Source organism: Carboxylicivirga mesophila (assembly GCF_018271975.1).
Lineage (GTDB): Bacteria > Bacteroidota > Bacteroidia > Bacteroidales > Marinilabiliaceae > Carboxylicivirga > Carboxylicivirga mesophila.
This window is the reverse complement of record NZ_JAGUCN010000058.1, coordinates 1-1775: the sequence shown is the minus strand read 5'-3', so window position 1 is coordinate 1775 and position 1775 is coordinate 1. Positions and strand designations below refer to the sequence as shown.

The following is a 1775-nucleotide window of genomic DNA, read 5'->3' as shown; positions in this document are numbered from 1 at the left end:
AAAAAGTAATGAAAGAAGAGTGGTTAGACACTTGATTTTACAAGAGCAAAAGGCTCAAAAGTTCTTTGAAAATATTGGATAGTACCTAATTTAAACGATTAAATTAGAAAAGGTAAAAGTGAAACCTGAAGTCAATCACCTTATAGAGATATAAGGTAACAAGCTATTAAAATTTCTAGAGACATTTAAAAATTTTAATACAACGAAGAGTTTGATCCTGGCTCAGGATGAACGCTAGCGACAGGCCTAACACATGCAAGTCGAGGGGTAACATTGTAGCTTGCTACAGATGACGACCGGCGCACGGGTGCGTAACGCGTATGAAACCTGCCTTTTACTGGGGGATAGCCCGAAGAAATTCGGATTAATACCCCATAACATTGTGATACCGCATGGTATTATAATTAAAACTCCGGTGGTAAAAGATGGTCATGCGTGACATTAGCTAGTTGGTAAGGTAACGGCTTACCAAGGCGACGATGTCTAGGGGTTCTGAGAGGAAGGTCCCCCACACTGGTACTGAGACACGGACCAGACTCCTACGGGAGGCAGCAGTGAGGAATATTGGTCAATGGGCGCAAGCCTGAACCAGCCATGTCGCGTGCAGGAAGACTGCCCTATGGGTTGTAAACTGCTTTTATATGGGAAGAATGTGAGCTACGAGTAGCTTTTTGCCGGTACCATATGAATAAGCATCGGCTAACTCCGTGCCAGCAGCCGCGGTAATACGGAGGATGCAAGCGTTATCCGGATTCATTGGGTTTAAAGGGTGCGTAGGCGGAATAGTAAGTCAGGGGTGAAAGTTTGCGGCTCAACCGTAAAATTGCCTTTGATACTGTTATTCTTGAGTACATTTGAGGTAGGCGGAATGTGTTGTGTAGCGGTGAAATGCTTAGATATAACACAGAACACCGATTGCGAAGGCAGCTTACTAAACTGTAACTGACGCTGATGCACGAAAGCGTGGGGATCGAACAGGATTAGATACCCTGGTAGTCCACGCCGTAAACGATGATAACTAGTTGTTTGCAATAGACCGTAAGCGACAAAGCGAAAGCATTAAGTTATCCACCTGGGGAGTACGTTGGCAACAATGAAACTCAAAGGAATTGACGGGGGCCCGCACAAGCGGAGGAACATGTGGTTTAATTCGATGATACGCGAGGAACCTTACCTGGACTTAAATGTAGACTGACAGCTTTAGAGATAGAGTTTTCTTCGGACAGTTTACAAGGTGCTGCATGGTTGTCGTCAGCTCGTGCCGTGAGGTGTCGGGTTAAGTCCCATAACGAGCGCAACCCACGTTGTTAGTTACCAGCACGTCATGGTGGGCACTCTAACAAGACTGCCGGTGTAAACCGCGAGGAAGGTGTGGATGACGTCAAATCAGCACGGCCCTTACGTCCAGGGCTACACACGTGTTACAATGGTCGGTACAGAGGGCAGCTACTATGTGAATAGATGCGAATCTCAAAAACCGGTCTCAGTTCGGATCGAAGTCTGCAACCCGACTTCGTGAAGCTGGATTCGCTAGTAATCGCGCATCAGCCATGGCGCGGTGAATACGTTCCCGGGCCTTGTACACACCGCCCGTCAAACCATGGAAGCCGGGGGTACCTGAAGTCTGTGACCGTAAGGAGCGGCCTAGGGTAAATCTGGTAACTAGGGTTAAGTCGTAACAAGGTAGCCGTACCGGAAGGTGTGGCTGGAACACCTCCTTTCTGGAGATATTTTGATAGCCGATTTTAGGCTTTCATTTTTACCGAATGTACTAT

The 1775-nt window shown here is 47.0% G+C and carries 1 rRNA gene; it reads left to right on the top strand.

The annotated features are described in order from the left end of the window. The first annotated feature begins 199 nt into the window (after positions 1–199). Positions 200–1721, top strand: a 16S ribosomal RNA gene (locus tag KEM09_RS21715). Positions 1722–1775 lie beyond the last annotated feature (54 nt).